This is a genomic window from Embleya sp. NPDC056575 (genome assembly GCF_042793325.1).
In the GTDB taxonomy this organism is placed as follows: Bacteria; Actinomycetota; Actinomycetes; order Streptomycetales; family Streptomycetaceae; genus Embleya.
Genome location: NZ_JBHTVA010000006.1, coordinates 192,287 through 218,283, shown reverse-complemented (window position 1 = coordinate 218,283; position 25,997 = coordinate 192,287). Strand labels below are relative to the sequence as shown.

At 71.0% G+C, this 25,997-nt stretch carries 23 protein-coding genes and 1 tRNA gene; 11 read left to right on the top strand and 13 right to left on the bottom strand.

Annotation, left to right across the window (positions count from 1 at the left end; translation table 11 throughout):
• Positions 1 to 136 precede the first annotated feature (136 nt).
• On the bottom strand, positions 137 to 661 hold the full coding sequence (locus ACFRCG_RS07090; protein WP_380029622.1) for a DUF1877 domain-containing protein: 525 nt from the start codon (positions 659 to 661) through the stop codon (positions 137 to 139).
• Between the two features lie 504 nt (positions 662 to 1,165).
• On the opposite strand from ACFRCG_RS07090, the gene ACFRCG_RS07085 reads away from it, so the two are divergent.
• Complete coding sequence (locus ACFRCG_RS07085; protein ID WP_380029620.1) at positions 1,166 to 1,558, top strand: hypothetical protein; 393 nt, start codon at positions 1,166 to 1,168, stop codon at positions 1,556 to 1,558.
• Positions 1,559 to 2,116: 558 nt separating this feature from the next.
• Here ACFRCG_RS07085 and ACFRCG_RS07080 read toward each other — a convergent pair.
• Together ACFRCG_RS07080 and ACFRCG_RS07075 are read right to left on the bottom strand one after the other, a co-directional pair.
• Entirely contained in the window at positions 2,117 to 3,349 is a 1,233-nt protein-coding gene (locus ACFRCG_RS07080; RefSeq protein WP_380029618.1) for an RNA-binding protein, read from the bottom strand.
• A 956-nt stretch (positions 3,350 to 4,305) separates the two neighbouring features.
• Positions 4,306 to 5,496: a serine/threonine-protein kinase gene (locus ACFRCG_RS07075; protein WP_380029616.1), complete on the bottom strand. Its 1,191-nt coding sequence runs from the start codon at positions 5,494 to 5,496 to the stop codon at positions 4,306 to 4,308.
• A 205-nt stretch (positions 5,497 to 5,701) separates the two neighbouring features.
• Between ACFRCG_RS07075 and ACFRCG_RS07070 the strand changes: the two genes are divergently transcribed.
• The 3 genes from ACFRCG_RS07070 to ACFRCG_RS07060 all read left to right on the top strand — a co-directional run bounded on the left by ACFRCG_RS07070 (position 5,702) and on the right by ACFRCG_RS07060 (position 8,022).
• Positions 5,702 to 5,779, top strand: a tRNA-Met gene (locus tag ACFRCG_RS07070).
• Positions 5,780 to 6,186: 407 nt separating this feature from the next.
• Complete coding sequence (locus ACFRCG_RS07065; protein WP_380029614.1) at positions 6,187 to 6,906, top strand: hypothetical protein; 720 nt, start codon at positions 6,187 to 6,189, stop codon at positions 6,904 to 6,906.
• Positions 6,907 to 7,497: 591 nt separating this feature from the next.
• Positions 7,498 to 8,022 (top strand): DUF6283 family protein, encoded by a 525-nt coding sequence (locus tag ACFRCG_RS07060; RefSeq protein ID WP_380029611.1) that lies wholly within the window; start codon positions 7,498 to 7,500, stop codon positions 8,020 to 8,022.
• 166 nt (positions 8,023 to 8,188) lie between these two features.
• Here ACFRCG_RS07060 and ACFRCG_RS07055 read toward each other — a convergent pair whose 3' ends face one another.
• Both ACFRCG_RS07055 and ACFRCG_RS07050 read right to left on the bottom strand, forming a co-directional pair.
• Positions 8,189 to 8,323: a hypothetical protein gene (locus tag ACFRCG_RS07055; RefSeq protein ID WP_380029609.1), complete on the bottom strand. Its 135-nt coding sequence runs from the start codon at positions 8,321 to 8,323 to the stop codon at positions 8,189 to 8,191.
• A 92-nt stretch (positions 8,324 to 8,415) separates the two neighbouring features.
• Entirely contained in the window at positions 8,416 to 8,727 is a 312-nt protein-coding gene (locus tag ACFRCG_RS07050; RefSeq protein WP_380029607.1) for a hypothetical protein, read from the bottom strand.
• Positions 8,728 to 9,621: 894 nt separating this feature from the next.
• On the opposite strand from ACFRCG_RS07050, the gene ACFRCG_RS07045 reads away from it, so the two are divergent.
• Positions 9,622 to 10,965, top strand: a complete 1,344-nt coding sequence (locus tag ACFRCG_RS07045; RefSeq protein WP_380029605.1) for a Fic family protein — start codon at positions 9,622 to 9,624, stop codon at positions 10,963 to 10,965.
• 190 nt (positions 10,966 to 11,155) lie between these two features.
• On the opposite strand, the gene ACFRCG_RS07040 is transcribed toward ACFRCG_RS07045, so the two are convergent.
• Complete coding sequence (locus ACFRCG_RS07040; protein ID WP_380029603.1) at positions 11,156 to 11,941, bottom strand: DUF6461 domain-containing protein; 786 nt, start codon at positions 11,939 to 11,941, stop codon at positions 11,156 to 11,158.
• Between the two features lie 600 nt (positions 11,942 to 12,541).
• Here ACFRCG_RS07040 and ACFRCG_RS07035 point away from each other — a divergent pair.
• A complete protein-coding gene (locus ACFRCG_RS07035) occupies positions 12,542 to 13,213 on the top strand; it encodes a DUF6461 domain-containing protein (protein WP_380029601.1) in 672 nt (223 codons plus the stop codon).
• Between the two features lie 142 nt (positions 13,214 to 13,355).
• Here the strand turns inward: ACFRCG_RS07035 and ACFRCG_RS07030 are convergent, their stop codons facing one another.
• The 4 genes from ACFRCG_RS07030 to ACFRCG_RS07015 form a co-directional block, all read right to left on the bottom strand.
• The gene (locus ACFRCG_RS07030) at positions 13,356 to 13,748 is read right to left on the bottom strand and encodes a hypothetical protein (protein ID WP_380029599.1); all 393 of its coding nucleotides are present in this window, start codon (positions 13,746 to 13,748) and stop codon (positions 13,356 to 13,358) included.
• 164 nt (positions 13,749 to 13,912) lie between these two features.
• Entirely contained in the window at positions 13,913 to 14,251 is a 339-nt protein-coding gene (locus ACFRCG_RS07025; protein WP_380029597.1) for a hypothetical protein, read from the bottom strand.
• Positions 14,252 to 14,423: 172 nt separating this feature from the next.
• Entirely contained in the window at positions 14,424 to 14,954 is a 531-nt protein-coding gene (locus ACFRCG_RS07020) for a hypothetical protein (RefSeq protein ID WP_380029595.1), read from the bottom strand.
• Between the two features lie 223 nt (positions 14,955 to 15,177).
• On the bottom strand, positions 15,178 to 15,519 hold the full coding sequence (locus ACFRCG_RS07015; protein ID WP_380029592.1) for a hypothetical protein: 342 nt from the start codon (positions 15,517 to 15,519) through the stop codon (positions 15,178 to 15,180).
• Positions 15,520 to 15,846: 327 nt separating this feature from the next.
• Between ACFRCG_RS07015 and ACFRCG_RS07010 the strand changes: the two genes are divergently transcribed.
• Positions 15,847 to 16,167, top strand: coding sequence for an HIT family protein (locus ACFRCG_RS07010; protein ID WP_380029590.1), 321 nt, complete (start codon positions 15,847 to 15,849; stop codon positions 16,165 to 16,167).
• Positions 16,164 to 16,748, top strand: coding sequence for a nucleoside 2-deoxyribosyltransferase domain-containing protein (locus tag ACFRCG_RS07005; RefSeq protein WP_380029588.1), 585 nt, complete (start codon positions 16,164 to 16,166; stop codon positions 16,746 to 16,748). The genes ACFRCG_RS07010 and ACFRCG_RS07005 overlap by 4 nt, the downstream gene beginning before the upstream one ends.
• A gap of 120 nt (positions 16,749 to 16,868) precedes the next feature.
• On the opposite strand, the gene ACFRCG_RS07000 is transcribed toward ACFRCG_RS07005, so the two are convergent.
• Complete coding sequence (locus tag ACFRCG_RS07000) at positions 16,869 to 17,501, bottom strand: DUF6368 family protein (protein WP_380029586.1); 633 nt, start codon at positions 17,499 to 17,501, stop codon at positions 16,869 to 16,871.
• A 356-nt stretch (positions 17,502 to 17,857) separates the two neighbouring features.
• On the opposite strand from ACFRCG_RS07000, the gene ACFRCG_RS06995 reads away from it, so the two are divergent.
• Positions 17,858 to 19,195, top strand: coding sequence for a hypothetical protein (locus ACFRCG_RS06995; protein ID WP_380029584.1), 1,338 nt, complete (start codon positions 17,858 to 17,860; stop codon positions 19,193 to 19,195).
• A gap of 197 nt (positions 19,196 to 19,392) precedes the next feature.
• The gene (locus ACFRCG_RS06990; RefSeq protein ID WP_380029582.1) at positions 19,393 to 20,490 is read left to right on the top strand and encodes a methyltransferase domain-containing protein; all 1,098 of its coding nucleotides are present in this window, start codon (positions 19,393 to 19,395) and stop codon (positions 20,488 to 20,490) included.
• 692 nt (positions 20,491 to 21,182) lie between these two features.
• On the opposite strand, the gene ACFRCG_RS06985 is transcribed toward ACFRCG_RS06990, so the two are convergent.
• Both ACFRCG_RS06985 and ACFRCG_RS06980 read right to left on the bottom strand, forming a co-directional pair.
• The gene (locus tag ACFRCG_RS06985) at positions 21,183 to 21,839 is read right to left on the bottom strand and encodes a hypothetical protein (protein ID WP_380029580.1); all 657 of its coding nucleotides are present in this window, start codon (positions 21,837 to 21,839) and stop codon (positions 21,183 to 21,185) included.
• Positions 21,840 to 22,059: 220 nt separating this feature from the next.
• A complete protein-coding gene (locus ACFRCG_RS06980) occupies positions 22,060 to 24,624 on the bottom strand; it encodes a tetratricopeptide repeat protein (protein WP_380029578.1) in 2,565 nt (854 codons plus the stop codon).
• 918 nt (positions 24,625 to 25,542) lie between these two features.
• Here ACFRCG_RS06980 and ACFRCG_RS06975 point away from each other — a divergent pair.
• The gene (locus ACFRCG_RS06975; RefSeq protein ID WP_380029576.1) at positions 25,543 to 25,911 is read left to right on the top strand and encodes a hypothetical protein; all 369 of its coding nucleotides are present in this window, start codon (positions 25,543 to 25,545) and stop codon (positions 25,909 to 25,911) included.
• Positions 25,912 to 25,997 lie beyond the last annotated feature (86 nt).

The window sequence follows — 25,997 nt, the reverse complement described above, 5'->3', positions numbered from 1 at the left end:
CCTCTGTGGCGGATGACGTGGAACAGCCCCGCTACCGCCCCCTTTCGGGTGCGGTGCGGGGCCGTTCCCGTGCGGCGCGCGGCCCCCCGGAGGAGGTGAATCCTCCGCGGGAGCTCGCTCGGGGCGAGGGTGTCGGTCAGTCACACCAAAGCACAATGAACAGTTGCCGCCGGGCCGCGTCGAGGTAGAACTCACGCAGGGCGTCGAAGTGTGTCCTCAGATACGCCTTGGGGCCGCCGATGATCCGGTCGGCGCCGTGGCCGATCAGGGAACCGGCCTCCCGATCGTCGACCGGCAGGAGTGCGAGGAGAGCCGAGATGTGGATCCGTGCGAGCAGTTGCGCGACGTCGGCCACCTGAGCAGCGGACAGGGCGGTGGGCGTCGGCCCGAGAGGGCCGATTTCGTGCGGGTGCGTGTCGAGGAAGCCCACGTCGATGGCTGTGTCGCCGTCGGTGGCCCGGCGAAGCGCGTCCAGGCGGACGCTGTCGAGCCCGGCCAACTCGCCGACCCGCAGCAGCAGAGGAGGTGCCCAGTCCAGATCCAGCACATCCGCCGACGGCGGATCCCAGTGCGGATCGCCGTCCGCGGACGTGACGGCGGACCGGCGGCAGACGGCGAGGTATTCCACCGGGACGCGGGCGAGTTGCCGGGTGACAGCCACGACGACAGTATCCCGCCGACGTCCACCGACTTCCCGGCCTCCCGCCCCGAAACCGATCAAGCGCCACGGCGCGGGCCGCGGACGCCTCCGGAGGAGCCCGGCCTGTCGGCGTACTCGTCGGCGCCCAACGAAGTACACGTGAACGTGCTCACGGCGGACCGTGCCGTTCGCCCACTCGCCTGTTCGGCGGAACCGGCTTCCCGGCTCCACCGTTGCTGCCACCCGGTCGGCACCGGCGGATCGAGCGGGCGGGACGGGGCGGCCACCAAAGGCGTGGAGTGGTCGGGGAATGCCCAGTCGGCCGCCGGGGCGACGAAGTCGGCGAGGTCACGATCGACGCCCTCCGGGAGTCGGCCGAGTGCGCGGGCGGGCAACTCGATCACCGGGCCGTCGCTCTTCCGGGAGTCGACGGGCCCTTCGCCGTTTCGCCTCCATGGGGGAAGCAGGGGTACGAGACTGGGCGCCGAGCCCGGCGGTGCGGCCGCCGACGACGGAGGGGACTTCATGCGCGGAACCATCGCCCTGGCCGACGATGCCGACCTTGCCCACCTGGTCGATTTGATCGACATGCTCCCGGGCCCGGGAACGCGGAGTTTCTGGGGCGGGCTGGACGAGAAGATCGGCGATCGGCTCCGACCGATCCTCGCCGGGCAGGGCAACGCGCGCGATGTGGACTACCTCGCGGTGTACATCCTCAAGTACCTCGGCCGCGGCAACGGCCACATCACCGAGGATCGGATCACCGAGAACCTGCGGGGTGTCGGCGCCGTCCCGGCCGCCGGTTACGCCTGGGTGGAGGACGCGACCCGTACCGCGTGGACCCTGGTCAACCGCTACAGCCTCCCGGCGTGGCGCGGCCACCGCAACACACCCGGAGGGGCGTGGCTCGAGAACTGAGCCACCGCCGATCACGAAACGTTCCTCCCGATGCCCTCGTTCCGTCCCCGCCGGCAGATCGCGCAGGTCGGCCCGTCACCCACGACGGTGTGAGGGAGGCGACGGCGGCCGGTTCGGTGGCGATCTTGATCTTCCAGGCGGTGGTGCGCCAGGCGCTGCTGTGGTGGGGGCTCAGGGGCTGCGGGGGCTCGGTGACGTCGAGGGTGTCGAGCACGCGGGGCGCAGCGGGCGAACGTGCGCCGTCGTACCGTCCTCGACCAGGCAGGCGCGGGCGCAGCAGGAGGCTGTGTCCGGAGTCGGTGTCCGTGGTGGTCGAAGTGCCGGCGCTGCGGACGACCCCGCAGCGGTGGACTCGGTGTCGACGTGGTCCGCCGAGTGGGTCCGGGCGCTCACCGCGCCGGGGACGTGGCGGGCAGGCGATCGGCCTGTTCGGATGAACCGCCCGCAGTCCGGTCGAGATCGGCGTCCTCGAGGCAACCCCGTCCTCCAGCCACCGGATTTCCCAACGGATGCGAGCATCCGTCCCGGACCGCGCGACGGACGTCGCTGATCGTCTAACTAAAGGGGCCTAACGGTGCCTGGTGACAGCCGCACTTGCTCGCGCACCATGTCGACGTCGAGGATCCTTGCGCTGATCTCCCGACCGATGGTGACGATGTCGGCGGAGTGGTCGAGGCGCTGCCGGGATGGTTTGGGAGGGTCGATCGTCGCGATGAAGCCTCCGATGTCCACGGACGTGACATCGGCGCCGGCCATCTCGGTCACCGTCCCGGTGACGATCCGCCCCGGGCGCAGGGTCTTGAGGATGGCCCAGTGACGGTCGCTCGGTGTCGGTTCGGTCCGCCAGCGGGCTCGCAGGACGCCGTCGTCGTCGGGCAGGACGGCGGTGAACAGGGGTCGGCGTTCGTCGACGTACAGGGACAGAGCGGCCGCGGCACGGGCGCCGGTGACCCGAGCCGCGAGGTCCGCGAACCGGGTCTCGTCGGCGGTGGCGCTCATGATGCGGCCGTCCGGGTCCTCCCAGACGAGTTCGATCAGGCCTTCTTCGGGAAGACTCGCCAGGACCGCGGCGACGTCGGCGGACAGGTCCGGCCAGACCTCCAGCCGGGCCCGGGGGGTCAGTCGAGCGCGTACCCCGTCGAGGGATCCGTCGTCGAGCCGGTGCCAACGCGTGGCGTTGTCGGCGTGGGTCTCCTCCAGCATCCCCGCCTGTCGCGTGGCCACACACCAGCGCAGCCGGGCCCAGAAGGCGTCGTCGGCGGGGCGCTGTTCACCCGGCTCGTCGTAGTGGGCCTGGTAGGGGGAGGCATCCAGGCGTTCCGGGAACAGGCCGAATTCGCGGGTCCGGACCAGTGCTTCCTCGCAGGGTTCGCTGCTGCCGATGTAGACGTACTGGTCCCAACCGACATGCACGGTGAACGCGCCTTCCACCTCCAGTCGGCACCAGACACCGTCGCCTCGGAGCATCGCCCGGACGAGTTCCAGGCCGAGGGTGAGCGAGACCCTCGCGCCGTCGTGGAATCCGGCGAGACCCGGCGGGAAGAGCCCGGCCGGTCCGTGCCCTTCGGGGGTCGGCTCCGCGCCGAAGTCGACGAGATCGGACGAGATTTGCGGCTCTCGGACGGCCAGGTGGTCGATGTCGGTGTCCTCGATGAAGGCGGCCACCGCCCGCAGGTAGGCCGACTCGACAGGTCCGCGGTCGCTGTCCGAATCGACGGTGCCGATGTACTGGCCGCGTTCGTCGCGGTCGGCGGGATCGTACTTGGTGACCCGGTAGACGAAAGGGAGCACGTCAGTGCCCGCCGAAAGCCGAGGGCGTCACCGAGGTCCGGTAGCGTTTCGGAACGCTGTGGGCCGCGGTCCTGTCGACGGCGAGGAGTACGGCGAGATCGGCAACAGGGCGCTCGCCCCTGCGCTGCTCACATTCGGCACGACCGACGGACGCGGGGGTCGGTTCACCGAGGCCGATCACCATCGAGATGCGTCGATGCGAAGGGGTCATACCGCGAAGTACCAGCGGTACAGGTGGAGGTGCTTCCCCACGCGGCGGCCGGCCAGGGCCGACACCCGTTCGAGGAGGTCCACCGCGTCGTCCGGCGAGATCTCGTCGCCCGGTTCGGAGACGGCCTCGGCACGCGAGAGCCGTGACTCGGAGCCGATCCCTCCCTGCGGCGGCCAGGGCCGTGCACAGTGGCTCCGGCACGGCGAAGACGGTGAACCCGTCGTTCGCCATGGGCACCACGTCCCGGAGTGCGCTCTCGGCGCCCGTGAGTTCGGCCTCCCATCTCGGCACCGCGTCATCCGGGTGGATGCCGTCGCACGCCACGGCCGGGAAGTCGTGACTTCTGCGGGGGCCGACCCGCAGGGCGGACGCGTCGTCCCCGGCAAGGAAGAACTCACCTATGCGTACCATCCGCCGATCCTCGCACCCCCCGAGCCATCAACCCATTCGCGCGACCGCTGTCGGAGGTGTGCCAAAGCACGCTGGTTGTCACCAACGACCCGCCCCGCGCCGCGATTTCCCTGCCTGCGAAGCACGTTTGTTGTCACCGAATCGGCGAGCTGCTTGTCACCAACGGCCGACAAGGCGCACGTGTTGTCACCAGCCGGACCGCGCCAGCCGCACCCTGACCTGCCCAAAGACGTGTCCGGTCGAACAGCGATCCACGCACCGGCATCCCGACGACAACAAACCTGCCTTTGTGACAACCAGCGTGCCTCGGCACACCGACAGGCCCGGCGCCCCATCAACAAACCCCACCCGAAAGTCGCAAGGAAAACCCGGGGGCGCCGGTCCGGCCGTCGCCGGACGGGTGGCCGGCGGCGCCCCGGTCGTCGCCGGACGAACGACCGAACACGAGCGCCGCCGTGACGACGCAGACGAGGACCACGAGCACGGCAAGCCCCGCAAGAATCCGACGCCGGGCGCCTCCGCGGTACCCGCCACCGGACGCGGTGCCGGAACGTGGCAGGTCCACGGCCGTCGGGGGCGGGAAGTACGTCGTCGCGACGGTGGCGGCGGGCGCGATCGGGGTCGGCAGCGGCTCGGCCCGAGCGCGGGCGATCTCCGCGGCCACCGGCTCGGGCAGCCACGCGACCTCGGTGAAGAAACCGTCGACCCCCTCGACCTCCGACAACCGGCCCAGTTCCGCGATCAGCTCCGCCACGGTGGGGCGCAGGCCCGGTTCCTTGGCCAGGCAGCGGACCGCCACGTCGGCCGCCTCGGGCGGCAGGCCGCCCAGGTCCGGTTCCAGGTGGACCACGCGGTCGTTCAGGGCGTGGGCGTGGCCGGTCCCGAACGGGTTGCGTCCGGTCGCGGTGTAGGCCAGGACGGCGCCGAGGGCGAAGACGTCGCTGGCGGCCGACGCCCGGCCGTGCACGAGTTGTTCGGGCGCGATGAAGCCCGGTGTGCCGATCACCGCCCCGCTCTCGGTGAGCATGGTGGACTCGGCGGCCAGGGAGATCCCGAAGTCGATCACCCGCGGCCCGTCCGCCGCCAACAGCACGTTCGACGGCTTGAGATCGCGGTGCACCAGGTCCGCACGGTGGATGGCGTCCAGCGCCTCCGCCAACTCCGCCCCCAGCGCCATCGCGGCCCTGCCCGGCCAGGCGCCGTGCGCGGCCACCGCCGCCTCCAGGGACCTGCCGGGCACGTACGCGGTGGCCAGCCACGCCGGCATGCCCTCCGGGTCGGCGTCCACCACCGCCGTGGTGAACAACCCCGTCACCCGCCGGGCCGCCTCCACCTCCCGCACGAACCGCCGCCGGAACCTGGGATCGTCCGCGAACTCGACCCGCACCACCTTCACCGCGACCGCGCGACCACTCGACGACAGGCCCAGGTACACCCGGCCCATGCCACCCCGGCCCAGCAGCCCGACGATCCGGTACCGGCCAATCCGCTCGGGATCCCCCGCCTCCAACGGCGCGAACGCCACCACCGTGCCCCGCCCCCGTCACCGCAACAGCACCATCGACGGGCTCGGGGGCGACGGCGCACTTGCCCGCGGTTGTCGTCGAGGTGGAAGGCTACTCGCATTCGGCGCCCGGGCGAGGGCTTCGTCCACCAGGGTGGTGTCGGGGGGCCGCCCGGAGAAAAGGAGACGCGCCCGCCGCTCGGAATCCGTAGACTGGTCGTACCGACGCGGGGTGGAGCAGCTCGGTAGCTCGCTGGGCTCATAACCCAGAGGTCGCATGGTTCGAATCCTGCCCCCGCTACCAGTGTTCAGGAGCCCGGCCGGTGGCCGGGCTCCTGATTTTCGTGTACCCGGGTCGTCAGTGGGCGATGGCTTTGTCGAAGACGCCGGTGGAATGCGGACCGGACCCGGGCACCGTTGTCGATCCCGGTGACTTCGACCCGAACGGCGGACACCGGAGTGCCGGCCGGTTCGATACCGAGAGCGCCGAGGCGGAGGATCGCCCCGATCGGCTCTGTACCAACGCCGTCGGCCTGCAGTGGAGTTGTCGTCGGTAACGGCCTCAACCATGGCCGACGGGCCCGTCTGTACGTCACGCGCCGGGACGGGGGCTTGCCGCCTCTGGCGCACCGAGCGGATGTGCGCGGCGGGGTGGGTTGCGAGTGCGCAACGACCGCCGATACCGGCGCGGTTGCGGGCCACGATGGGCGCATGTCTTCGCGTCCCGATACGCGGCCGATGGGTGGTTGCCTGTTGTGGCTCGGCCGGTTCGTCCTGGCCGTGATCACCCTGGCGGTCGTGACCTTCCTCGGCGGGCTGTACGCGTGTCAGCGGCAGTTCGCGGCGGCCGAGAGAGAGCGGGAAGCACACGAGAGGCATCGCGCGGAGGAATGGCGTGCCCGGGTCGATGTGGAGGCGCCTTTCCGGGTCTTCGGCCGGCCGGCGAGTGCGGAGTTCGAGCGCTTCGTCTTCGATCGATGTTGGCGCGACACCACACCGCGGATGAAGCCGCAGGCGGGCATGATGGGCGTGACATGCACGTCCACGGTCGTGTACTTCTACGGTGCGGACGATCCCACCACGGCGACGGCCGAGTTCGAACGCGAGGCACGAAGGCTCGGGTCGACGCCGGACACGGCGACCTGGGCGCGGCCACAACCGGTTCCGGACCTGCGCCCTCCGGACCCGACGCCCCCGCCGGGGGCGGGCGAGCAATACGGCCCGCTCGGAGGGAGCGGGAGCAGCGTGTACGCCGAGCCCGTGCGTTGGCAACACGCCTACACCGAGCACCCGTTCGTCGTCCGCGCATCCGTGACGATCCACTACCGGACCGAACGCACCAGGCCGAAGCCCACCCCGTCGCACACCCCGATGTTTCCCCGACCACCCGCGACCTGCGCAGGCGGCAACCGCCCGTGGAGCTGCCTGTGACCCGCGACGGCCTCTCCCGCGCCCACCCATCCGGCCCGGCATGTCGGCGCCCGAACTTCGTAACCATCCCGGCGAGGCGCCTCCCGGGGGCCGCCGCAGATCACCCGGGCCGCGACGCCGTCGCCGACGGCGCGGGATGCGCTGAACCCGTGGGCCGTCGCCGAGGACGAGGACCTCCGACGGCACCATGCCTCGGCCCGGGAGCGGCCAGACCGTGACGTGGACCAGGATGCCCTTGCCGGTGGGGAAACGAACGGTGTCGATACGGGCCACACGATTGTTGTCGGTGCGCACGCACAACACGCTGTCGCGCCCGAGCCGATCGGCCGCGGCCGTGCCCTGGGTGCCCGGGAGGTCGCGACAACCGCGCTCGTCCGGCATCCGCCCCGGCGCCACCACGGCGAGGTTCGTGCTGTTCGACGCGACGAAAACCTCATGAATCGAGGTGGCGTCCGGTTGGTGACCACGCGCTGCCATCCGAGGCCGTGACCCGGCCGGCTCCTCGGCGGGACCCGACCGTACGCCGCGTGCCATCGTGATCCCGACTCGCATCGACCCGCCCGCACCCGTCACCGAGGACAATGGCCGAACATGTCGCATTCGTACAGGCCTCCGACCCCCGAACCCGACGACACCGGGCGTGGCGTCTCGCCCACCCACGGCCCGCCCGCGCCCCGTCCCTGCGACACCTGCCCGTATCGGCGCGACGTGCCTTCGGGCATCTGGGCGCCCGAGCAGTACGCCAAGCTCCCTCCGTACGATGCGCCGACGCCCGCTCGGCTGGCGGCACTGCGGCAATGCCACGTGATCGACCGCGACGCGCCGGGCGCCCGCGTCTGTGCCGGGTGGGTGGGCTGCCACGGCGGTGACGACCTCCTGGCGCTGCGATTGGCCCTGCTCGACGGTCGCATCGACGCCGACACCCGATGGGCGGCGATCGAGTACACGTCCCCGGTGCCGCTCTTCGGCTCCGGCGCGGAAGCCGCGGCACACGGCCTGGCGGACATCGATCGCCCCGGCCCGGCGGCCCGCGCGGCGATCGACAAGATCACGCGGACGCTACGCCCGCCCCGAACCGCGCTCTCGCAGGAACAGCCCGATTCGGGTCGGGCGTGAGCGTCGGCTGCGGTATGCCGATCGATCGGCAGGTGACCGGTGCCCTCCTCGACTGCTGCCCGAGGTCTTTGCCGGTCCGGCGCGTCGTGGGGTTTGGCCGGCGCTGCCGATGGGGCCGACGTCGATCGGGGAGCCGGTGCCGTCGATGTTCGCTGTCGATCCCGCGCTACGAGCCCCCGAGGACTGCATGGGACCTGGAGGACAACCTGGCGATGACCTGCTCGACGGCGAGGTCCCACGGTTGGTCCGGGGCCGGGGCGAAGTACCAGGGGGTGGCGTAGCCGGCGGGGTCCGTCGTCACGGGGTCGTCCTTCCGGATTCGGCCGAGGCGCGGGCGTGGCGGCCGGTATGGATCGAACAGGGCCGCCCCGCGGGCTGGGTCCGGGTTCGCGTCTAGGTTCCGGTGGCGTCGAGGGGGTGTGATTGGGCCAGTCCGCCGGTGAGGACGGTGGCCGGCGCGTCGGGTGCGGCGGGGACCCGGATCAGGACGCAGGCGAGGACTGTTTCCTTGACGGTGGTGAAGGGGCCGCTCCGGCCCGGGAACGCGATGGTGGTGGGGGCGGTGGCGGTCAGGTGTGCCTGGGGTATCAGGGCCTTGGCCTCGATCGTCTTGTCCAGGACGCAGGGGACCAGGGGGTCGCCGGTGGCGGTCCGGAACGTCTGCCTGGCCATGGGGCGGGCGGTGACGGTGGTGGTCTGCGACATCCGCTCGTCCCGGTGGGCGTCGTCCTCGATCCGCTTGCGCAGGTCGGTGGTGTAACTGCCCGGCGCGAGGCGGGCCTCGCCCGCGCCGGGCCCCGGCGGGTACCGACATCACCGCGGCGTATCGCCCGCACACCGTCGCGGTGTCGCCCGCGGTCGTGGTGCGCGCGGAGCCGGAGGTGTCGCGGGCGACGTCGTCGAGTGTGGGGCGGGCCTGGCGTTCGGGGCTCGCGCTCGCGGTGGCGGGTGGGTCGCCCACCCGGGCGTGGGCGGTGAATACGGCCTTCCACGCCGCGCCGGGCGTGTCCTGGACGAAGTGGACGACGGCCTTGTCCTCGCTGTCGGCACCGGTGGCGGCGAGGGCGACGAACGTGCGGGGATGGCCGCTCGCCCGGGGTATCCAGAACTGCGGGTCGAGGTGGGTGAACGGCTTGTACGCCTCCCGGTCCGGGCGTGCCCGGTCGGCGCGGTACCCCGCCAGGGATGCCTCCAGCAGTTCGCCGCCCTCGACCCCGGCGAGGCGGTCGCCGTCGAGTGTCGCGTTCGCCGTGTTGTTCTCGGTGTCGTAGCGCTCCAGGACCGCTCGGGCCTCGGCCTCGGAGATCACGGCAGGATCGGGTGCCGGCGCCACGACCGACGTGCTGGGCACGGCCGGCTTGCCCGACCCGCCCCCCGACGAGCACCCCGCCGCGGCCCCGACCGACGCCAGAGCGACCACCGCCGCACCCACTCGTCTCGCCCGACTGTGCATCCGTTCCCCCGAACTCCCGTCCGTCACCGACGAATCCACACTCTCACGCGCCCCCGACCACGCGGACGCGCAGGCCCCAGGGGACGGGCGCAGGTGCGCGGCAATCCGCTTGAGTGCACCCCGGATGGGCATGGCAGGCTTGCGCAATGATCCCCGACCTGGCTCCCGGCCATCTGATGTGGGACGAGGTGGACCCTGCCCGTCATCCGTTCGACCCCGCGTCCGCGACGCAGGTGGTGCGTTCGCTCGGGCCGGCTCGGTGCATACCGAGCAGGCCCGATGTCTCCATCGCCGACTCGGCGATGAACGTCTGGAGTTGGGAGGTGGCCAGGCCGTGGGCGGACGCCATGTCGCATGCCCTCGTCGAGCGGTACGGGCGCTGGGCGGTGGGTTGGCGATGGTCGCAGGGCGAGGGGGACTTCGACGGTGGGCCGGTCGGGAGCTGGTGCGGCATGCGCGATTCGATCACCACCCCGCCGGAGACGCTCGCGCAAGTGGTGACGGCGCTGTGCGAGTGGCGGGAGTGGCTGGAGAGCCTCGCCGGATGGTTCGAGACGTACCCGCTGGATCCGGAATCCGTGGAGGAACAGCGGATCCTGTGGGAATGTGCCGCCCGGAACCTCATCCGGCACGTGGTCGATCGCACCGGCTGTGAAAGCGGCTGGTATGGGCACTGCGAGCAGGTGCTGACCTGGTTCCTCAGCCGGTGGGGAGTGGCTCCCGACGTCGCGCGGGACATGGTCCGGCGGGCAATCGGCGGCCGGTTCGAGAGTTGGACCGGGCCCGACACGGTACTGATCGAGGACGTCGTCGAGCGGCTCGCGCTGTCGGTCCGCCCGCACACCGGGGCACGGCCCGCCGCAGTCGCGCCCGACCACCTCCAGCGCTGGCTGGAGCTCCGGGAGGTCGTGCCCTGGCACGAGGCATCGGACCGTGGCACGGGCGCTCCCGCAGCCGTGTCGCGCGACGGTGCCACGGAGGACATTCGCGCCTTCGACGGGGCCATCGATCCTGCCCGCGCCGACGGGCTGTTGGCCGCCCTGGAGTTGGTACGGCTCGACGCTGCGCGCGGCGCCCCGCTCGACTTCGAACTGCTGCGCAGATGGCAGCAACACGTCCTGGGCGTACCCGAGCCGCCACAGTTTCGCAGCCTTCCGGCCTTTGCCAAAGGCGGCCGCGAACGCTACGGCATCAACCCGGACACCCGTACACGCATGGACGGTTGCCTGAGCGAAAGCCAGGCGGCCGACGGGCGGGTACCGCCGGTCACCGCGCGTGCCGCACGGGCCTACCTCGACGTCTGCTTCTTCCATCCGTTCGACGACGGCAACGCCCGATCCGCTTTCCTGGCCCTGCTCTTCGTCCTCGCCCGCGAGGGCATCACGCCCAACGGCGTCAGTCTGATGCGCCGGGTCACCTTCCAGGCAGACAACCCTCAGGACGCGCTGACTCTCGCCCGATACATCGACGCACACCTTACGGACGCATGACGCACTGCCGCCACCCGAGGAACATGCCGCCGTGCGTTCGCCGAACGTCGAGCACATGCCGGTCGCCGGCGCCCGTCTTCACGGGAAGGGCCAACCGTGCAGTACCGCAACCGGCGCAGACCGCTGCCCGGTCGTATGGCGGACCCGTCACACGCGTCGAGGGGCTTCTCGCGCGACCGTCCGGCGCTTCCTATGTTTCGTCCGGGTGCAGCGGCCGGTCGCACTCTGCCCGGCGGCGCTCCATCGCGTGCTCGACCTGCTGGAGGGTCACTTCCTTGTGGAGGCCCTCACCGTTCGCGTCGGTGAGGTCGATCACGACGCCGGTCCCATCCTCGTCGGCGGGTTCCTCCGGGACATGCCCCAGCCGGTACGCGGAGGCGTCCAGCAGGTCCTCGGTCAGCCGCACACCGGTCAGCCGTTCGGCCAGTGCCAGGACCGCGGCCTTGCGGTCGAAGGTGTCGGCGCCGGACTCCTCGCCCATGTCGAACCCGGCCTCGTGCATCAGCGGCACCAGGTCGTCGGGGGCGCTGCCGTGGCGGACCGTGGGCCACTCGAAACCGGCCCGCAATTCGCCGTCCTCGTACCATGCGAACGTGTGGATGGGCTTTCCCCCGTTGCTCGCGTGCGTGACCGCGCGTGACCCCGCCGACAGGACCTCCAGGAACCGCGGCCGCATGCCGATGCCACCGTCGAAGTGCAGAACGAGGGTCCAGTCCCCGCCCTCGCCCGCCACCGCGCACACACCGGCGAGGAAGGACTCGTCCCACTCGTCGGACCCGACGACAAGCTCCTCCTGGCGCTCGAAGAGTTCCACCGCGCCCCGACACCCCCCGCGCGGCTCGGCCCCCATCACCCGCAACACCTCCTCGGGCGGGACACCCCGCACCAGCGTCAGGCAGTACCCGACCTCGATCCCCAGAGGGAACACGAACGAGGAACGTATCCAGCCGTAGTCGGCCGCAGTCGCCGCATTCATGCACACACCCTCCCAACGACCACCGACACCAGGGAGCCGAATCCCCCGAGAACGGCCCGCCCCCGCCCCACGACAGGCACGTCCCGCCGGGCGACATCGGGCGCGACTTCCGGCCCCCGCGGTCGCGAATCGACGTCGAACACGGCATCACCCATGCCGGCGGGTACGGCACCGGGGGGTGCGGACGGGGCGAAGTCGCCGACCACACCGCCCCGTCGGACTCGGGGACGAGCATCCCTCGGATCCCGTCCCGCTTCGACCGCGCGTCGCCGGCCCGGCCACACATCGACCGCCCGGGGGCGTTGCCGCCGGGCGCGGTGATGCCGCGGTCGAACGGACGAGCAAGCGGACGCCGCCGTGAGTGGAGGATCCACGTTCCGTCGGCGCGGATTGTGTCGGAACGGGGGCGACACAACGTCGTGGGAGTTCGCCGTCCCGGGCAACTTCGACCGGCCGTGTGCACCGGACGCGGGGCTGTCCCCAGGACCCGCGTCACGGGTCCCGCAATGAAGCGCCACCGCTGCGGTGTTGACCGCCGGGGGCAGTGCTCGTGGTCACACCGAAGCAGACGCACCCCGGGCAACACAGGCGCCCACCTCGATGCCCGATCCTGCCGTCCGATGTCGCTCGCACACTCAGCGGTGCCGCTGGGGCTCGTCGACGCCACCGAGACCTATTTCGACACCGGTGTCGAGACCATCCGGGCCGGCACCTCGCACGGATGGGCGTACGCCGTGGAAACCACCGGGAACCGCGGATTCGAGGACGGTGCCCTGGACGCGGTCTCCGCCGGCACCGAGGCCGGTACTCGTCCACAGCGACTGCAACCCCGTCGCGTACCTGATTTGCGCCGAGGACGGCGAGGTCGTGTGCGGTCTCGAACAGGACGCCCCCGAGGACCGCATCGGCACCGACCCCGACCGCCTCCTCCCTCACGTGATCACCGCCGGGCTCCTCGCACCGGACGGCACACGCCCCGACGACGACGCCCCGCACGGATGCGAACTGCGCATGGCCGAGACCGTGTTCGGCCTCGACCTCCCCCACCACGACGTCGTCCACGGCCCACTCCTCGCCACCGGACTACGCGAAGGACTACACCTCGCCCGACGACTCGTGGGCCGTGGAGTTGAGCGAGGCCGAGCCCGCGCCGGCCGCGTGGACCGAGGCCCCCAACGCACAGACTCATCTGCCGGGAACCGCCTTCCTGGTGGCCTTCGTTCCCGACGAGGACCCCGAACTGGAACCGACCGTCCACATCCACAGCCATGACGAGCACGTCATTCCCTACGAGATCAGTCGCGCATGTTCGCGGGTTTCGGCTCCGATCCAGGTGCGTGGAGCGCTGACCGGGTGTCACAGGAGTGGGGCCATGCGGCATCGTTCCGGGTGGGCCCGGAGGCCGGGCGAGGTCTCACACGCGCCAGGACGTCGGCAGTTCCAGCGAAGAGCCACCGACAATCCGCAGCGGTCGGCGGGAGTGCCACTTCGCCTCGTCGGTCTGGCCGTGCAGTGGCACGGTAGCCAGCTCGAAGCGGACATCCAGCGCGTCCAGTTCTGCCTGCCGCTCGGCCCGAATCCTGTCGGTGAGCTCGGGCCATGCCTCTGCCAACCAGGCACGGCAGCGAAGCATCTGCGGGTACTCCCAGACGAGTTCAGCGTCGAACCCCTCCTCAACGTCCCGCACCAACGCCTCCCACGCCTCCACCATGGCGTTGAGCGTCACCACCCCGTACCGGTCGGCCAGTCTCCGGCTCGCCCGATGTACCGACTCGTAGTCATCCGCGCTGAGCACTTCCATGTCCATGGAAACAGCGTGCCAGCTACCGCATCCGACCCATGAAAGCTCACCTCACGGATGCACGCACCACACTCGAGCTGACACCTGGGCAAAGGCAGAAATGCCCAGTTCACAGGCAGTGCCAAGGACCTACGACGAGCCAGTCGGCCAGCCGTCATGAAAGCCCGAGGCTAGACCAACCCCAGCCCGGGAAACTGAAGCGCCAGCCCCGAAACCAGCACCGGCACCCCGATCGCGAACCGCCACCGCCGCAGACACGCGGCCGACGCGAACCCGACGAGCGTCACCACGAAGCTGAGCCCGCAGGTCCCGAGCGTCCACCGGAAGTCACTTCGATACCGGGCCCGACACGCGGCGTCATCACAGACTCCCGACCCGTCCGCGACACCGTAGAGCGCCATCAGATCCGCCATCGCCATCACCACGAACACCCCGAGCATCGCGACCCCGGCCAGCGCGGCCAGGAACCCGTGAATTCCACCGCGCGGCGCCGGAACCCTCTTCTCCATGCCGAGCACGCTACGAGCCCGCCCCGTTCCGGGGCGTCCGCACACATACTCAGCCAAGTACTCAAATGACGGGGGAGGATGTGAGCGCACACATGGCGGGGCCGCACCGGGTCGGTGTCCTCCTCGAAGCGGCCGAAGCCTGCGGCTGTGCCCTCGTCCGCCGCTGTGGGTCCTACGTCGAGGATGTGCCGTGGCTCGGGGGGATATCGAACGCATCGCGGACGTGTTCCCGGAACGGGCCGATCGGCGCGGGCAATAGGCCGTCGGGGTGCAACCGTGAGGGCGCGGAGGGGTGTTGCGCCTCCCAGTCGATGATCCGGCGCTGCAGCAGCGCCAGGTGGGCGAGGCTCCCCGCATATTGGGCCATGAGTTCGCTGATGTCGCGCAGTTCGTGAAGGTCGAAGAAGGAGTTGCGGTCGTCTCCGTCCTCGTCGAAGGGAAACTGCTCCTCGGCCGAGCGCAATCGCAGGAACGGTCGACCTGGAGAACCATCGGCAAGCGAGTAGGCCATGACATCGGCGGAGTACCCGACGTGGACGTGCCGGGGCGAGAACGGGTACAGGTCGATTCCTGCGTTCTCGCCGACGTGCACTCGGGTCGGATCATCCGCTCGCACCCGGGGGTGCTTGTCGGGAGTGTCTCGCATGTTGCACCACGAAGGACACGAGAAGAGCGGCACAGGCTTGGGTTCCGGATCGTTCACTCGACCTTCCTCGGCTCGAGAAGGCGCCGGCACAAGGTCGGGTCCCTCGAACGGTCGACGGCGGTGCCGGAACCAAGGGGCGCCCGAGAGAAGGGGTCACCGGCCGGCCGACCACTTGGTGGGACCGCTGCTTCGGCCACCCGGGAACCCGGACGGCGGCCTCTTCGAGGTGGCCTCCCAAGATCAACGGACCGGGAATCGCAGGTGTGTCCTCGCCCGAGGTTCATGCCGCCGGGGCGGGGTCGCGCCGGAAGGGCCCGCCGAGTTCGACGGCCGCCTCCCCGAGCCGCAACACGCTCACGTTCGACTCGTCGCGCCCGGCCAGGTGCGCAGCCCCGTCGATCGCGACCGCGCCGGTGGTCAGGATCATCACCATGCGGTCGCCGTCGTGGCCGCGGTCCCAGCGCAGGCATCGGGTGGTGTTGCTGCGTCGGGGCGGCACGAGACGGGCCCGCGATCCGTACGCGTTCCACCGCAATCCGGCGCGGGTCATCAGCGCGCTGCGCAACGCGGTGCACGCGGTCGGACGCCAGTGGTGCGCGGAGCGTTCCTCGACGGGGGTCACGGCCGCTTCCTCCCACACGGACGGCGATGACGCATGGCGGGATGGACCGACACGGACCGGATTCGGGTCGCCCTGCTCGAGGCGGCGGGTCGTGGTGCTCCTCCGATTCGGGTGATCTCGTATGCACTCGGCGGGCTTGTGGAAGGTCGAATCGGCAGTCGTGGCCACCCTTCGAGGGCAACGGGCAACCCCTGCCGGTGGCCGAGCGAGCCGGCCAGGCTTGGATCCATGACGACACACAGGGCTCGTACGAGTCGTGATCACCAGCACCTGAAGAACTGCGCTTTCGTGCCATCGCCGTCGGGGAGGATCCGGCCGTCGTCATCCGTGAGTGGCCTGACCCTCGCGGTCCGCCCGCGCGGCGGCGGCGTGAACAACGGGCACGTCTTCGTCCTACCTCGTGTCCACGTCGAGGACGCCGGCACCAACCCGGAGACGACTGCGGCGGTGATGCGCCGGGCGGCGGAGCTGATGGCGGAGCATCCCGCCGCGAACATCGTCACCAGCAAGGGGAAGGCGGCGTCCCAGAGCGTCCTTCACCTGCACGTCCACGTCGTGCCTCGCCGGGAGGACGACGCCCTGCCACTGCCCTGGACCCCACAGCACACCGCCCGCGCCACCGCCGCGCGGAACGGAGCCACGAAGTGACCGCCACCGTCGACCTCGTCATGGCCCGCGAGCCGATCCCCACCGGCCCGAGTGTGTTCCTGGCCGGGCCCACCCCGGACCGGGCCACCCCGGTACCGTCCTGGCGTCCCGCCGCCGTTGCCGCCCTCGCGGAGCAATGGACCGGCACCCGATTGCTCACCGTGCTGAGTCCCGAATCCCGCGACGGCCGTCGGGCCGCCCGCTACGAGGACCAGGTCGACTGGGAAACCGATGCCCGGGCCACGGCCGACGCGATCCTGTTCTGGATTCCTCGGGACCTGCGGACCATGCCCGGCATGACCACGAACGTTGAATTCGGCCTCGACGTGAGAAGCGGCCGGGCCGTCCTCGGCTGCCCGCCCGATTGCCCCGACCCGGAGAGGAACCGCTACCTGATCCACGTGGCTCGCCGCCATGGCGTTCCCGTGTGTACCACCCTGGCCGACGCGACAGCCGCCGCCCTCGCCCTGCTTGCCGCGCCGGATACCCCGGCAGTCCGGATAAATACCCACCGAAGTCCCCACCGCCACCGCCCACTCCCCCGCTCGTTCACGACGCCCGATCGCGAGTCCGGAGCGTAACCGGCACCTGCCTACCGGACCTTGCCTTCGAGGAAGTGTGGTCCGTACGGGGCGGGGATCTCTCGTCACCGGTTGCACGGTCCGGGTCACGGCACCACCTCCGCCGCGGATCCGTTCGGGCTACTTGACCAGTCGAAGGGCGGGATGCCCGACCCAGGCCCGCAGGAACTCCGCCGTTCCCAGCGCCATCCGGTCGTCGTCCGCAATCCCCAGCGCCCCCGGAAGGCCGGCGACGACCGACGCCTGCCCGTCCGCCGGCTCGGCTTTGGCCACGCCCCCGATGACGTCCATGACAGCGGCGGTCAGCAGGGCCGTGGCCACGTGGTCGATCCCGCGATCGCAGCCGGCGCCGACATCGACTGCATGGGTCGGCCCGAAGCCGAGGATGGCCTCCACCTCCGGCTCGTCCGCGTGCGCGGCCTCGAAGACGCTCTCGTCGCCGACGCCCGGCCCCATCACGTGGACCAGGAAGGGCCGACGCCGGTCCTCGCGCTGCGGATCGAAGCCCACCATGGCCGTGAGCTCCTGGTCCGCAAAGGCGTTGCCGAGGAGCGGAAGCGGGAACGGCTTTCGCCGGTCCTCCTCCCGCCCGTCCTCGACACCCAGGCGCTCCGCGGGCACGTTGACGTCGAAGAACCCGGGCCGCTCCTCGGCGAAATGCGAGGAGAGCCCCACCATCAACGCCCGGAACTCCCGCAGCGCAGCCGGGGAGAGCGGCTGCGCCAACTCGATCACCAACGTCGGACCAGACATGCCGGGAGCCTGGATTGATCGGCGCCACGACCGCTCGAATCATTCACACACCGAGTCCAACGACGATCGTCACGCCGCCCGCCGCCCGCACGGGCCCGTCGCCGGCGCCCCGCCCCGTCAACCCCGTCCCGTCGATCCCTTCTCCGCAACGACCTCGGCCGAGTTCCCGGGCACACCAAGCCCGTGAGGCCCCGGACCGACCGTCACCATCCACCACGCCCCCGCCCCGGGATCGTCCGCACTCCGGCAGGCGGGGCGCCGTCCCGCCCGCCCGCGCCGTGGGGTGCCGTCCGGCCGTCGGCCGCGGCGCGCACGCGCGGGATCGATTGTCGGCACCGGCCCCTACGGTGCGGCGGATGGACATCGAACTTCGCCATCCGCAGCAGGACTTCTTCGACCGGGTGCCACCGAACACCGTCACCTTCCTGCTAGAGCGCGGACACGTGGACGCGGTGGTCGAGGCGGCGCACCGCGGGGAGTGGGAGTGCGCCCGCGGCGCGGTCGAGCACTTCCTGGCGTGCGACGAACCCGGGAAGGCGTGGGGGGTGATCGCGCCGTTCGTGGCGACCGGTCGGTGGTCGGCCGTCCGGGAGGCCGCCCCGGTCCTGCGCGCCCTCGGGCGTGGCGGGGAGGCGATCGCGATGGTGCGCGCGCACGCCGAGGGCGGCGTACGAGACGCCTGGAACACCCTGGCCCGGCTCCTTGCCGACGACGGCCGTATCGACGAGGCGATCGAGGCGCTGCGCCCGCGCCTGTGCGACTGGTACCACCTCGAGGCCCTGGTCGAGGTTTCCGAGGGTCGTGGGCGTGATGCCCGCGTGATCGACCTGTTGCGCCGCGTCTGTGGCGGGGGCGGGCCGTGGAATCGCGCGATCATGCTGGCCCGGGTGTTCGAACGGGGCGGTCGGGTGGACGAGGCCGTGGAGGTGCTGCGCGTGCGGATCGACGACCCGGCGCACATGCAGGTCAACGACGTCGAGGAGTTGACCGCGGTCCTGGCCCGGCACGACCGCCTGGACGAGCTGCGGCTGCTCACCGACGGCCCGCACGCCCGCTGGGCCTTCTCGTCCCTGGCGCAGCGGTTGGAGGAGTCGGGTCGCGTCGACGAGGCGATCGAGGTGCGGCGCCGCGCCGCCCGGGAACGCATGCCCTACGCGGCGGGCGCGTTGGCGTTGCTGCTCGCGCGCGTCGGTCGCCCGGGCGAGGCGGTGGAGGCGGTCGGCCCGGCGTTGGACGGTGCGGACTGCGGGTGCCTGCTGTACGGGTTCCTGGACGTCCTGGTCGCCGCCGGCGGCGCGGTGGCGGCGCTGGAGCTGGTGACCGCAGCGGCGGAGCGCAATCCGCACGTCGCGGAGCACGCGAGGAGTCTGCGGCCGTGGTTGTTGTCCGAGGCCGGACGGGGTGAGGAGGCGATCGCCGAGGTCGTCGCCCGGATCGAAAAGGACGACGAGCGGCGTGCCGTCGAGGAGTTGGCCCAACTGCTGGATGCGGAGGGCAGGGTCGAGGAGGCGATCGCCGCGCTGTGGGAGTACGCCGCCGACACCGGCTCCGGCCGCGTGCACCTGGCCCGCATGTTGATCGGACAGGGGCGCGTCGAGGACGCGATCGCGATGCACCAGTTGCCGAAACCCCGCGTCGTGTCGCCGGCGGACGATCCGTGGGGCCCGCCGGTGGTCGAACCCGCGTCCCCGTGAACAGCGGCCGACCGAAGACGACACTCCGGACCCGGGATCCGTGCGTTCGCGTGTCGAGGTGCCGTGCGGCGCAGCCGGGGCGAGTCCCGACTCGGGAGTGGTGCCGAACGCGGTCCGATTCCGCGTCCGGAGCGGTGGGATGCGGGGATGGGGATCGGTATCCGGCACGCATCACCGGCACGACGCAATCCCCCCGAATGGATCACGGTCGGGTCGGCGCCTTCCCCGACCCATGGGTACGCGAGGCTATGCTCGCCGTGCCGCGCGCGGCGTTCGCGCCCGACGTGGTCTGGCGCGCCGACCCCGCGACGGGCCTGTACACCGCAGTGGACCGACGCATCGACCCCCACGCGTGGGACGAGGCGGTACTGCGCCCCGACCCCGTGGTCACCCAGGTCGACGACGCCACCGCCGACACGGTCGGCAAGGTGGCGAGCAGCTCGCTCAGCGACTACCGCGCGGTCGCCTCCTTCCTCACCGAACTCGACATCCACCCGGGCCAACGGGTCCTGGAGATCGGTACCGGGCCGGGCTGGACCGCCGCGCTCCTCGCCTGGCGGCTGGGCGGTGAGAACGTCGTCTCGGTCGAAATCGACCCCACCCTCGTGGCCGGCGCCCGCGCCGCCCACGCCCGGGTGGGCCTGTCGCCGACGGTGATCACCGGCGACGGCACCCTCGGCGCACCCGACGCCGAGACCTTCGACCGCGTGCACGCCACCGCCGCGTTCACCCACCGCCTCCCCTACGCGTGGATCGAACAGACCCGCCCCGGCGCGGTGATCGTCACACCGTGGTCGCCCGGCTTCGGCGCGGGCGCCCTCCTGCGCCTGGTCTCAGGCGACGACGGAACCGCGTCCGGCAAGCTCGTGCGCAGCGTGGCGTTCATGGAACTGCGCGGCGAACGCGACGGCGCCGGGGCAGCCTTCGAGGCGGCGCGCGAGGCCGAGCCCGCCACGGGCGAGTCCGAGGTGGAGTGGGTGCTGGACTCGCTGTACCGGGACGGGAACTTCACGCACGCCGTCGGGCTGAGACTCCCCGACGTGCGGCTGGAGACACTCGGTGGCGGGACGGTATGGCGACTGTGGGACTGCGGGGGGTCCTGGGCTCTGGTCGACGACCGGCCCGGGGTCGGGAAGGCCGTCCAGGGCGGACCGCGCCGGCTGTGGGACGAAGTCGACGCCGCCCTGCAATGGCAGGACGAACACCGCTTCCACGGCTACGACTTCGGCATCACCGTCGAACGTGGTCGGCAATGGGCCTGGGCAGAACAACCTGAACGACGCTGGGAGATGTAGTCCATCCAGGCGGGCGAACCACGACAGTGGCAGGGGGACCGCCGCTGCGCAGCGGCCGGTGGACACTGTGTTCCCGTGGCGCGGGGCCGTCGTCGAGTTCCCGTTCGCATGCGGTGATCCGTTGGTCGATCCTGCGGTCACTTGCGGCGATCCGCGCGGCCGGTGGCGCAGCAGGCGTTCGTGGTGGTGTCGGTGCGGCCGGTGGCGGTGTCTGGGTTCCGTGCGCCGCGATCGTTATCGCTGCTTCCCTCGAGCACGCGCGGTCGTCCCGGGCCCGCACCCGGTGTGGGCCGACACCACGGTTCGAGAGATCACCGACCTGAACCGGCATGTCGCGGGGACACTGCGCGGGTGGCACCAGGTCACCGCACGTCGACTCGTCGCCCCCCGCGCCGGGCGCGTAGCGCGTTCGCCGAAGACGGACCATCGCGTACCGAGGCCGACGGGATTTCCGACGGGCCCGGTGCGTCGTCCGCCTTGGCGTGAGTGGCGAAAGGAGATTCCCGGCCGCGGCTACGGGCCGGCGTCGGCCGACCGAGCGGCGGCGGCCGTGACTGCGCCGTGGCATCCCCGGTTCCGATGCCGGGGCATGCAGGTCGACGTTGTCGTCCATGTGGTTGGCGATACGGATCTCGGGCGGGCGGCCCGACATCCTCGGAGGGCAGCAGGGGTCGGTGGGTTCGGCGGAACGGCTACGCCCCCGTTCCCCCGGCGGCGCGGGCCACGACCGTTGCGAGGTGTGCGTGGGCCATCGGAATCAGGGCCGACCCCGGCGCGAGCCGCGTCGCGCGACGGATCGCCTTCCCGGCGCCGGCCACGTCCCCGAGTTCCGCCAGACACACCGCGATCAGCACATCCGCGTTCGCCCGCGTCGACCGCCCGCCCGGCAGCGACCCGCGCCGATGACGGCGCAGCCGGGAGAGCGCCCGTCCGCTCCGTCCTTCCTGCACGTCCAGCGCCACCGTCACCGGACACCCCGCGGGCCGTTCCTCCTCCACGACGGCGGCCGCCGTGCGAAGCGTGGGCGACGTCCCGGGGGCGGAGAACTCGCCCGCCAGGAACCCGACGGCCGCGTAGTCCGCGTACATGTGCTCGAACTCCGATCGACACGGATCATCGGCCGCCGCCGCTTCCAACCAGCCGCGCACGACATCGAGGGCGGCCGCGTACTCCCGCTGTCGCACGTACAACATCGCCCGCCCGAAAGCCCACCTGATGCGATCCTCGCGCCCACTCGACAACCCGTCCATCATCCGATGCGCCCACCCGAACTCCCCCCGCGCCACCGCCCCGGAGAACACCACGCACCACTCGTCGATCTCCTCACGACCCCACCCACGCATTCGCATCCCGCGAGTATGCCGACCCCTATCCCTCACGAGAGCACCGTCCCGACCCGGACGGCCTCGGTCGTGTCCACGGCGGCGGTAGACACCCGCCGCCACCCCCACGCCTGTCGCGTCGGCGACCGATCGGTTCCCCGGCCGAACGACGACTCGGGCGTCGGCCGTTGCCGTCCGGAGCCAAAGCTATGGTCTCGGGTTCCGGGCAGCCCACGAAGGCCCTCGCCTATCCCCTCGGCCCAGGGTCCCGACGAAGCCAAGCAACTCTTCTGTGGGTGCTCGCGACAACATTCCGCCATAGCCGGGTGTCGGGATGGTCGTCGCCGAATACCCGGACCTGGTCGGCGAGAACCCGCTCGAACAGCGGCAGTGCACGCGTCGGATCCACCGCCTCCAGCAGGAACGCGGAAGCGAGCGCACTTCGCGACAGGCGGGTGTCCGGGTGGTCGTCGCCGAGTACCCGGGCGCGGTCGGCGAGTACCCGTTCGAACAGTGCCATTGCACGCGTCGAATCCCCCGCCGACCGGTACGCGAGCGCGAGGTTGTTGAGTGAGGTCATGGTGTCGGGGTGGTCGTTGCCGAGCACCCGGACCTGGTCGGCGACGTTTCGTTCGAACACCTCCACGGCACGCGCCGTATCCCCTGCCGACCGGTACGCGAACGCGAGATTGTCTCGCGATTGGAGGGTGTCGGGGTGGTCGTTGCCGAGCACCCGCACCCGGTCGGCGAGGTTTCGTTCGAACAGCACCATCGCACGCGCCGTGTCCCCCGCCGCCTGATAGGCGGACGCGAGGTTGTTGAGTGAGGTCATGGTGTCGGGGTGGTCGTTGCCGAGCACCCGGATCAGATTGGCGAGGTTCCGTTCGAACATCGGCAACGCCCGTGCCGGATCCCCGGACTCCTGGTACGTGAGCGCGAGGTTGTTGAGTGAGGTCATGGTGTCGGGATGGTCGTTGCCGAGCACCCGGACCCGATCGGCGAGATTCCGCTCGTGCAACCCCGCCGCCCGTGCCAAGTCCCTTGTCTCCTGGTATGCGTGCGCCAGGTTGTCCCGCAACTTGAGGGTGTCGGGATGGTCGTTGCCGAGCACCCGGATCAGATCGGCGAGGCTCCGTTCGAACATCGGCACCGCCCGTGCCGGATTTCCTGCCCCCAGGAACGCGAACGCGAGGTTGTTCAGCGCCCGTGTGGTGTCGGGGTGGTCGTTGCCGAGGACCCGGACCCGGTCGGCGACGATTCCTTCGAACATCGGTACCGCCCGTGCCAGATCCCCCGCCTTCTGGTACGCGAACGCGAGGCTGGTCCGCGAGGCGAGGGTGTCGGGGTGGTCGTTGCCGAGCACCCGGACCCGGTCGGCGACGATTCCTTCGAACATCGGCACCGCCCGTGCCAGATCCCCCGACTCCCGGTACACGTCCGCGACGTAGTGCCACGTCGTCAGCGTGTTCGGGTGCACCTCGCCGTGGAGTCGCCGTCTGACGGCGAGAGCGCGTTGGAGATACGTGTCGGCGGATCCGAGTGCGCCCTGGTGTTGCTGGTAGAGGGCGGCCAACTCGAGGACGTAGCCGGTCGCGAGGGTGTCGTGTTCGGGATTGCCGTGGCGGACGAGAGCGTCGAGGTGAGGCAGCAGGGCCCGGGAGCGGGGCCAGTGCCGGGGAAGGTTGACGTCGCGCGGGAAAGCGTCCGCGAGTCGGGCGGCGGCGCGGTCGCGGGCGCGGTGGATGGGTTCGGGCTGGCGGTGTGGGTCGCCGGGGTCGGGGGTGCGGGCGAGGGCTTGGACGAGTCGGTGCACGGTGAGGGTGCCGTCGTGGTTGTCGGTCACCATGCTGTAGGCGACCAGTCGGCCGAGCGCGCGCGCGAGTTCGGGTGGGTCGGCGCCGTCGTCCAGAAGGTCGCGCGGGATGCGGTCGGGCGCGTACCAGGCCAGAGTGCGCAGCAGGTCGCCCGCGAGGGGGGTGTCGACGAGGCGGTCGAGGGTGATGCGCCAGATCCGCGCGACGGTACGCCCCGCGTCGCCGCCTTCGGCGGTCTCCGCGTACATCCGCGTCGGCCACGCTTGCAGCATGAGCAGGTAGTCGCGGGGGCTGGAGCCGGTTTCCGCGCAGTACGCGGCGGCCTGTTCCACCGCGAGCGCCAGATGCCCGACCTCCGCGCACACCGCATCGGCGCCGTCGCACGTTCGGGAGCCGTCGTGGGTCAGGACACGGGTGAACAGTTCGAGCGCCTCGGCCGGGGCGAACGCGCCGAGGCGCGCGGTGGCGGCCAGGTGATGCCAGCCGGTCGCCCGTCTGCTGGTGGCCAGTACCCGGCCGGAGTTCACCCGGTTCAGCAGCGCGCTGACGTCGTGCGGATTCTCGACGTTGTCGAGCACGAGCAACCAGTCGTTGTTTTCGGCGAGCCACTGCACCGCGCGTTCGCGCTGCAACTCGGCGGGTAATCCCGCCAGGCCCGGCTGCAACGCCATGGCCAGCGCCACCAGACCTGCGTTGACCGTGGCGGCGCTGTCCGCAGTGATCCACCACCGCAGCCGTTCCGGGCGGCGCGCGGCCCAGTGCGCGGCGAGCGCGGATTTGCCCACCCCGCCCAGCCCGTGCACCGTGTGCAGCACCACCCCGCTTGCCGCAGCGAACGCCGCGTCCAGCGCGTCCAACTCACCGTCGCGGCCCACGAACAACCTCGTCGCGGGAATGTTCGAGACCCCTCGGGACGCGGCGCCCTCCGGGATCGCGCCATACGCCTCCGCCGGCAGGACCACCGCATGCTGCACGTGGATCGCCACCGAGTTGATCACGTCTCGGCCCGCTGCGTTCGAGCCCTGCTCCGCTGAGACACCCGGCACCGAGGCGGGTCCGCCCTCCGAGGGGCGATTCCGGCGCCATCGCATCACGAGCCGTGCCGGGCCGTCGACCCGTCGATGTCGCCGCCAGCCGCGTTCGACCCGCCCGACGCCGAAACACCTCCGTTGCCGGGCGACGCCGCCCCCGCTCCCGGCGCGGCGTCACGCGCTCGCGCGTTGCGGATGCTCCCGCCCGCCGCGTTCGACCCTGCCGACGCCGTCACGGCAGGCACCGATGTCCCGGAGGACCAGAGTTGCCACGCCGAGATCCCCAACGCCGCGACTCCGGCAGCCGACCCCGCCACGCCCCACACCTGACTCGAACGTTCCAGATCCGCAGCCGTCACCCACACGAGCAACCCGACCGCAGCCGCTGCCCCGACGGCCCCCAACCCCCACCAAAACGCCCTCAGCCACCCGGTCATGCACCCATCATCGACCCCGGACCATGATCAAGTCCCAGGTTCGGCGCCCCCAGGCCAACCTCCGCCTCGATGGCAAAAATCGTGACGCCGCGGTCCGCGGGTCTGTAAATCGAACGGACCTGTCTCACTTCCGAGCCGTTAGTTTTACAGTCCCCGGTCCGCCAACGCGAGGCGGAGTCGTTACGGACGAGTTCGCGTTCGTGGGGTGGCGGATCCCGACCCGTAGGGTTCGTCATCGCCGCCCGATCGCAGAGTTGTCGATGGTGGTGTTCCGTGGCATCCGGGCCGACACGGACTGCCCGAGGCGCGTGTGGTGAGGGCTTTCGAAACACTCGGAGCACTCAACTCGTCGCAGGGTACAGAAGATTGGCGGAACGAGACGGGAGACCCGCCCTTGGTGTCACCATGGTCCGGAGAGGTACTTTTCGTTCCCGATCGGGGAGGCCGCATGGTCCGGCAGTACGCAGTGGACGATGATTGCGGTGGGGGTTGGAGGGTCGAGGACGTCGACGGCACGCGGATTCGCCAGCGGTTCTCGGAGGACCGAATTCGGTTCCTGCCGCCGATGCTCTGGGAGCGTCTGGCGAAGGAGTCGCCCAGTGTGAACTTGTCGGCGCCGCAGTACCTCATGTGGATTGCCGACAAGGCGGAAGAAGCTCTATTCGCATTCGGCAAGCAACTGCAAACCGATCGCGTCCGCGACGATGACCCCGCGCATCAAATGTTCGCCACCTGGATGGCTACTCGCGCCGTCGTCATGGATCGGCAGGTTTTGGTCCGTTCGCCTGAGGGTCGGCTTGTCTGGATCGAGGAGTAGAGCATTCCGCTGCGGCCGACCGAAGCGGAGGAATGGGGGACGGGGTGGGACGCTGCGGTGATTGTCGGGCGTGAGGCGTCTTGCCG

What these genes read in the sequence shown, in the direction of transcription:
- ACFRCG_RS07060 (WP_380029611.1), top strand. Translation starts at nt 7,498, where the DNA reads ATGTCGCATTCGTACAGGCCTCCGACCCCCGAACCCGACGACACCGGG.
- ACFRCG_RS07045 (WP_380029605.1), top strand. Translation starts at nt 9,622, where the DNA reads ATGATCCCCGACCTGGCTCCCGGCCATCTGATGTGGGACGAGGTGGAC.
- ACFRCG_RS07025 (WP_380029597.1), bottom strand. Translation starts at nt 14,251, where the DNA reads ATGGAGAAGAGGGTTCCGGCGCCGCGCGGTGGAATTCACGGGTTCCTG.
- ACFRCG_RS07035 (WP_380029601.1), top strand. Translation starts at nt 12,542, where the DNA reads ATGCCCGATCCTGCCGTCCGATGTCGCTCGCACACTCAGCGGTGCCGC.
- ACFRCG_RS06990 (WP_380029582.1), top strand. Translation starts at nt 19,393, where the DNA reads ATGGATCACGGTCGGGTCGGCGCCTTCCCCGACCCATGGGTACGCGAG.
- ACFRCG_RS06985 (WP_380029580.1), bottom strand. Translation starts at nt 21,839, where the DNA reads ATGCGAATGCGTGGGTGGGGTCGTGAGGAGATCGACGAGTGGTGCGTG.
- ACFRCG_RS07050 (WP_380029607.1), bottom strand. Translation starts at nt 8,727, where the DNA reads ATGTCGCAGACCACCACCGTCACCGCCCGCCCCATGGCCAGGCAGACG.
- ACFRCG_RS07085 (WP_380029620.1), top strand. Translation starts at nt 1,166, where the DNA reads ATGCGCGGAACCATCGCCCTGGCCGACGATGCCGACCTTGCCCACCTG.
- ACFRCG_RS07065 (WP_380029614.1), top strand. Translation starts at nt 6,187, where the DNA reads ATGTCTTCGCGTCCCGATACGCGGCCGATGGGTGGTTGCCTGTTGTGG.
- ACFRCG_RS07000 (WP_380029586.1), bottom strand. Translation starts at nt 17,501, where the DNA reads ATGTCTGGTCCGACGTTGGTGATCGAGTTGGCGCAGCCGCTCTCCCCG.
- ACFRCG_RS06975 (WP_380029576.1), top strand. Translation starts at nt 25,543, where the DNA reads ATGGTCCGGCAGTACGCAGTGGACGATGATTGCGGTGGGGGTTGGAGG.
- ACFRCG_RS06995 (WP_380029584.1), top strand. Translation starts at nt 17,858, where the DNA reads ATGGACATCGAACTTCGCCATCCGCAGCAGGACTTCTTCGACCGGGTG.
- ACFRCG_RS07030 (WP_380029599.1), bottom strand. Translation starts at nt 13,748, where the DNA reads ATGGACATGGAAGTGCTCAGCGCGGATGACTACGAGTCGGTACATCGG.
- ACFRCG_RS07040 (WP_380029603.1), bottom strand. Translation starts at nt 11,941, where the DNA reads ATGAATGCGGCGACTGCGGCCGACTACGGCTGGATACGTTCCTCGTTC.